The 6,287-nt window shown below is 29.4% G+C and carries 3 protein-coding genes; 2 read left to right on the top strand and 1 reads right to left on the bottom strand.

The annotated features are described in order from the left end of the window. Nucleotides 1-608 precede the first annotated feature (608 nt). Both ACRDBA_RS16560 and ACRDBA_RS16555 read left to right on the top strand, forming a co-directional pair. On the top strand, nt 609-4,145 hold the full coding sequence (locus ACRDBA_RS16560) for a beta-N-acetylglucosaminidase domain-containing protein (protein ID WP_438574039.1): 3,537 nt from the start codon (nt 609-611) through the stop codon (nt 4,143-4,145). A gap of 424 nt (nt 4,146-4,569) precedes the next feature. After that, on the top strand, nt 4,570-5,739 hold the full coding sequence (locus ACRDBA_RS16555; protein ID WP_438574038.1) for an AI-2E family transporter: 1,170 nt from the start codon (nt 4,570-4,572) through the stop codon (nt 5,737-5,739). A gap of 89 nt (nt 5,740-5,828) precedes the next feature. On the opposite strand, the gene ACRDBA_RS16550 is transcribed toward ACRDBA_RS16555, so the two are convergent. After that, nucleotides 5,829-6,287 (bottom strand): hypothetical protein (locus ACRDBA_RS16550; RefSeq protein WP_438574037.1); only part of this gene is annotated, 459 nt, incomplete at its 5' end.

Here is a 6,287-nt window from a genome sequence, read left to right as displayed (position 1 = left end):
ATAACAATGAATAGTGTTTGTTTTTAAAATTAATTTTATAGTAAAGTTTTCTGTAAATGCAGAGGTTAGAGTATGTTATTTATAATTATATAATCTTTGATATTGGAAATTTAAATTTGAAAACATATGAGATATAATGAGTCTGATAAAAATTACATTTATAGAAAGAAAATGGATTATAATCAGTTTGAAAAATACAATTAAAGTAAAAAAAGAATAAAAAGACTAAATTATTTTTTGTAAAATTATTTAGTCTTTTTTTAATTTGATTAGTAAAAAATGTAAAAAAATATAATTGATGTTAAAAAAATATAGTAAAGTGTTTACTATGAAAAAATTTTTAAAAAAATTTATACGACAGAAATAGTGCCTTAAACATATTGAAATAACTGGGTTGTAATATATTACATTTACATATTATTTGTTAATTTACTTAAAATATAATAATATGTAGTATTTACATATTATAGATAAAATGGTATATTATCATTGTAGATATTTGGAATAAAAAGAAATTAAGTGAAAAAAATGACGAATAAACTCAGTTTATATCGCGTGAAAACATTTTCTTATTTATTCTAGAAATTAACAAAAGGGGGACTTATATAATGAAGTCAAAGACTAAAAAATTTAATTGGGTCATAGCAAGAGTTATGACGGTAATTATGGCATTAACATTATTACCAAATGTATCTCTAGTTAATGTACAAGCTACAGAAAGAACTGAAGCTAAAAATGCAGACTACGAGATATATCCAATTCCTCAAAGTGTTGAATACAATGAGGGAACTGTTAACTTAAGCAACGAAGTAAACGTTGTGTTTGAAAATGGAGTTGATGAAGCAACTCAAAATAGACTAATGGAAGTATTAGCTATTAAAGGAATTGAATCTGTAACAGGAACAGAAATAGTAGAAGGAAAAACAAACTTCTTAGTAGGTATAAATAATTCAAATGGAGTTGTAGATAATTATTTCAAAGCAAATAATTTATCAGATGATGCTCACTTTGAAAATTTTGATTCTCATATAGTATCAGCAAAAGATAATATCGTTGCTGTATTAGGAAGAGATACTGATTCTGCATTCTACGGAATCACTACTTTAAAATTAATCTTTAAACAATTAGAAACTCAAGAAATGAGAAACTTATTAATTAAAGATTTCTCAGATGGACAATGGAGAGGATTTATTGAAGGTTACTACGGTATTCCATGGAGCAATGAAAACAGAATGAGCTTAATGGAGTTTGGTGGAGATTTCAAAATGAACGCTTACATCTTCGCTCCTAAAGATGATGAATATCACAGTCTTAAATGGAGAGAACCATACCCAGCTGAAAAATTAGCTGAAATAGAAGAAATGGTTGGAGTTGGTGCTGCAACTAAGAATAAATTCATATGGACAATTCACCCATTCTTAAAGGATGGAATGAACTTCTCAACAGACGAAGCTTATCAAGAAGATTTAGCAAAAATTATTGCTAAATTCGAACAATTATACAGCATTGGAGTACGTCAATTTGGTGTTCTTGCAGATGATGCTGAAGGTGAAGCTGATGATCAAGTTAGATTAATGAATGATTTAGAAGCTTGGAGATTATCAAAAGGTGATGTTTATAACTTAATATTTGTACCTAAGGTTTACACTAAGGAATCAGCAGGTGGAGATGTTAACAATGCATATTTAAAAACTATAGGAACTATGCCAGAAACTGTAGACATTATGTGGACTGGTGACGTAATACTTGGTTATGTTACTCAAGATACATTTGAATTCTTTGAAGAGGCTGTAGGTCGTCAAGCATTCATGTGGTTAAACTGGCCAGTTAATGACATAAACAATAAGAGATTATTAATGGGTAAAGGTGAAATGTTAGACCCAGAAGTTAATAACTTTAAGGGAATAGTAACTAATCCAATGCAAGAAGCACAAGCTTCAAAGGTATCTTTATTTGCAATAGCTGACTACGGTTGGAATAGAGCAGATTTCGATATGGATAAGAGCTGGGCAGATTCATTTAAATATATTGAACCAGACGCAGCTGATGAATTACACACATTTGCAAAACATATGAGTGATCCAGCTCCAAACTGGCATGGATTAGCTTTAGAAGAATCAGAAGAATTAAGACCAGTAATCGAAGAATTTACAAGAAAATTATTTAGAAAAGAACCAATAACTGAATACAGCAAAGTAGTTTTAGCTGAATATCAAGAAATATTAGATGCTACCAATACTTTTGCTCAAAAATCACAAAATGATTTATTAAAGAATGAAATCAAAGGTTGGATTGATTCTTTAAGAGATATAGCTGAATCAACTATGGCATACGTAAATGCAGCAGTTGCTTTAGAAAAAGGAAATGCTGATGAAGCAATTAAATACTATGTTCAAGGTGAAGATGAGTATACTGCTTCAAGATCACATAGAGTTCCAGCAATCAATGATGGACAAACTAGACCTGAACCAGGAACAAGACACTTAATACCATTTGCAAAAGACTTATCAAGATTAATTGGTGAAAGAGTTACTCAATTAATTAATCCAGATACTTTAAGATTATCATTATTCCCTTACACAAATATGGGATATCAATTATATTGGGGACATGTTCAAAATATAGTTGATGGAGATAATGCAAGATTATCAACTATGTGGATACGTGGAGCTGCTAAAGAAGGTGACTATGTTGCTTTAGAATTAAGCGATGTAACTAATGTTAACAGCATAATATTTGAACACGGTGAGCCAGGAGCTGGAGATGCATTTAACTTTGTTAAATTCCAATCTTCAATGGATGGTGAAAACTGGACAGATATAAATGATATTGCATACGGACCATCACAACAAAAAATCGTTATTGAAGATTTAGATGTTGATGCTAAATATGTAAGAGTAATGCCTACTGGAGAAATGAAGAACAACTGGATTTCAGTTCGTGAATTCTCAGTAAATAAAGATGATGTAGAAAACATTAAGAGAAATGTTTATACAAATGTTGAATCATTAGAATCAAACAAAGTTAGCATTTATCCAGATCATGCTGCAATTGCAGGATTAAATGGAGTAACTTTAGCTGAAAATCAATATGTTGGTATTAAATTAGATAAAATCAGAGAAATAACTAATATAATTGCAGAAGTAACTAACAGCGACAAATTAGCTTTAGAAACATCAGTAAATGGTGTTGAATGGACAGCAGTAGCTGATAAAGCTAACAAAGTAGCAGCGCGTTATGTACGTTTTGTAAATAAATCAAAAGAAGCTGTAACTGTAGATGTTACAAACTTAGCTGTAGAATACTCAAACAACGATGTTAGATTTGATATTAGACCAGCTGCAGAAGCTAAATTTGAACCAGGTAATTTAGTTGATGGTAAATTAAATACAGCATTTAAGCCACAAGTAAATGCACCTAAGACAGGAAGCCTTGTATATAAAGTATCAGAAAATACTGATATAACAAACATTACTATAGTACAAAACCCATCAACTATTTCAGATGCTGTAGTTTCAGTAAGAACTGAAAATGGTTGGTCAGAAGTTGGTACTTTAGCTAAGAATGTAAATACATTTGAAACAGCACAATTTAGTAATGTATTTGAAATAAAGGTTGCTTGGGATGGGGTTGCTCCAACTCTTCATGAAATTGGAACTTCAACAGCAAAAGCACCAGTAGAAGAAGTTAATAAAGAAGAATTAGTAAATGTAATAGCTAAAGCAGAAGCTTTAAAATCAGAAGATTATACAGCTGAAACATGGGCTACTTTAGAAGCATCATTAAAAGCAGCTAAAGAAGTATTAGCTAATTCAGAAGCGACTCAAGAAGAAGTAAATGCAGCAGTAGCATCATTAAACAAAGCTATAGAAGCTTTAGTTAAAAAGCCAGAAGGTGGAAACAACGGTGGAAACAACAACGGTGGAAACAACAATGGTGGAAATAACAACGGCGGAAATAATAATGGTGGAAACAATAATGGCGGAAGCAACAATGGTGGAAGCAATAATGGAAACAAACCAACTAAGCCAGGAAAAGGTGATGGAAGCTTACCAAACACTGGAGGACAATCAGCAGCAGCAGTACTTGCTTTAGGAGGAATCCTTTCAGCTGCAGGTGTTACACTTAGAAAGAAAAGAAAGTAATAATAACTTTTAATTAGATTGCTTGTTTATAAAATTAAGGAGTATTAAGAACTAAATGTTTTTAATACTCCTTTTTCATACAAAAAAATAAAAGTAGAGCCTGGCATCCGGCGAAGGACAAACCAGGCTCTACAAGTAATTAGCACTTTACGTACCAACTGCTCATTTATAATAACACAGAGGGATTTTAAAAGCAACACATATTTTTAATATAGTTAAGTGTAAAAATTACCACAGTATTTAAACTAAATATACAGAGTACATTTTTATTATTACAAAGGGGAATATTAATATAAGCTAAAATTTTATTTTAATTTTGTTCTTACAACTAAAATCTATGGATAAAATAGAGTAATTGATTTAAAAAGGAGGTGAATTTAGTAAGTGGTTTTTAAATTTAATAATCAACTTACTAAAAAGCTTTATGATGGAAAAATTAAAGAAAAATAAACTATATATAAAGTATGGAATAATAATTATTTTTATTGCTATTGTAGTAGTTTTAACAGTAAAGACTATTGCTTATGGAGAAGATATAATTAGTTGGACTGTATATGAATTTAAAAGGTTTTTAACAATTATTGCTCCAGTTATATATGCAGCATTATTAGCTTATATTCTATATGAGCCTGTAAATTTTATAGAAAACTCCATAAAAAAAGTATCTTATAAGGCTTCTAAAAAACATATAAAAGATAAATATAATGGAGTTATAAGAGCTATAAGTCTTATATTAGTTTTACTAGCAATTATTTTATTAGGAATTGTAATATATAATTATTTAGTTCCACCTATAATTACAAATATAAAAGAAATACTTAATTCCCTTCCAGAGTTTCAAGAGGACTTAAAGGGATGGATAAATCAAATAGTAGAAAGCTTGAATAGTAAAAATCTTTCAGTGGAATCAACTGGAGAATTAACTGGAGAAATAGTTAATAAAGTTAGTGGTTATGCAAACAATATCTTAAATATAGTTGTTGGAACATTAGGTAATATTTCTTCATTTGCATTAAACTTTGTAGTAACATTAATTTTAACTTTATATTTTTTAATGGATAAAGAAAGATTAATAAGGCAAATGAAAAAAGCTAGAGATGTCTTATTACCAGAAAAAACAGGAAGGCATTTAACTGTATTTATGCATGATTTAGATAATATAGTAGGGAAATTTATTATAGGTGAATTATTAGATTCTATTATTGTAGGAATAGTATCAACAGTACTTTTATTATTAATAAAGCATCCTTTTGCAGTTTTAATAGGAACAATTGCAGGGATAACAAATATTATTCCATATGTAGGGCCAATTATAGGAGCTGCATTAGCATTTTTCTTTGGAATATTTACAAGTGTTCCTCTTGGAATAGCAGGGGCTATACTACTACTTTTATATCAACAAGTAGATGGGAACTTTGTTCAACCAAAGATAGTGGGAGATAAAATAGGTCTTTCGCCAGTTTGGATACTTATAGCAGTTTTAATAGGAGGAAGCTACTTTGGACCTTTAGGAATGATATTATCAATGCCAATTGCAGGTCTTATTAGAATTTATTTTAATAGATATGCAGAAAAAAAATCAAAAGATAGTTAACTTATTATCGAGAGATTCATAAGTAATTAGAGTAATAAAAATAGAGCAGGAATAATAATCTTGCTCTATATGCTTATATTAAGATTTATTTAAGCAACACCTAGCTCTTCAATTTTATCTATAATCCATGACCCTTCATGAGTTTTTAGAGTAATCTTATAGAAGTATGCAGAAACTACACCATGATATTTTACTCCTTCAATAATTAAGCTTCCCTCACCATTAGAACGAACACAATTCATAGTTAACAAATCCCCATTAATAATAATGTCACCTCTTTTATTAGCTAATCCAATTTCCTTTAATTTAAATAAGGATGCATTTAATACATGTTTATTATATTTATTAAAATGCTCTATAACTTTTTGACGTTCCTCATATGTAGTATTTTCAAAAAAATTTGATTCCATATCTAAAATTATAAAATCTTTTTTAGTTTGATTATCTCTATTATACATAGCATCATAGGCTAAAATATAGGCATCAATTAAAGGTGGAGAGGTATTAAAATTGAAGTTGCAATTTAATGTTAAAGAAAGAATTAAGCT

It is taken from the genome of Clostridium sp., from assembly GCF_051654825.1.
Classification (GTDB): domain Bacteria; phylum Bacillota; class Clostridia; order Clostridiales; family Clostridiaceae; genus Clostridium.
The sequence above is the reverse complement of the archived record's forward strand: the minus strand, read 5'-3'. Positions and strand labels throughout refer to the sequence as shown.